The following is a 322-nucleotide window of genomic DNA, read 5'->3' as shown; positions in this document are numbered from 1 at the left end:
GTCTCGACCGTTTCGTCGAAGGGCGCTTTATCGACGAAAGCGTCGCAGCGGGGGTGGCACATTGAACATCTCTAACATCAAGTCCCTCGGAGACCGCCCATGCTGACCTTCAAATGCCATTATTGTGGTGTCCAAGCGGACGAAACCGAACTCGCGGCGGGCGGTGCGGCGCATCTTTCGCGCGCGCTCCCAGACAGCGATGATGCCGCGTGTGAGGCCTATCTTTTCCATCGCGCCAACCCGCGTGGCGTGCATTTTGAACGCTGGCGGCATAGCAACGGCTGTACCAAATGGTTCCATGCCGCCCGTGATACTCTGACCC

At 59.6% G+C, this 322-nt stretch carries 1 protein-coding gene; it reads left to right on the top strand.

The genetic code is table 11. From position 1 onward, the window contains the following. Positions 1-99 precede the first annotated feature (99 nt). A partial coding sequence (locus tag AB9F29_RS21715; RefSeq protein WP_369757225.1) for a sarcosine oxidase subunit delta occupies positions 100-322 on the top strand: 223 nt, incomplete at its 3' end.

The organism is Falsihalocynthiibacter sp. S25ZX9, assembly GCF_041205405.1.
Taxonomy (GTDB): Bacteria; Pseudomonadota; Alphaproteobacteria; order Rhodobacterales; family Rhodobacteraceae; genus Falsihalocynthiibacter; species Falsihalocynthiibacter arcticus.
Note: the sequence above shows the minus strand (reverse complement) of the source record. Positions and strands in the feature narration are given on the sequence as shown.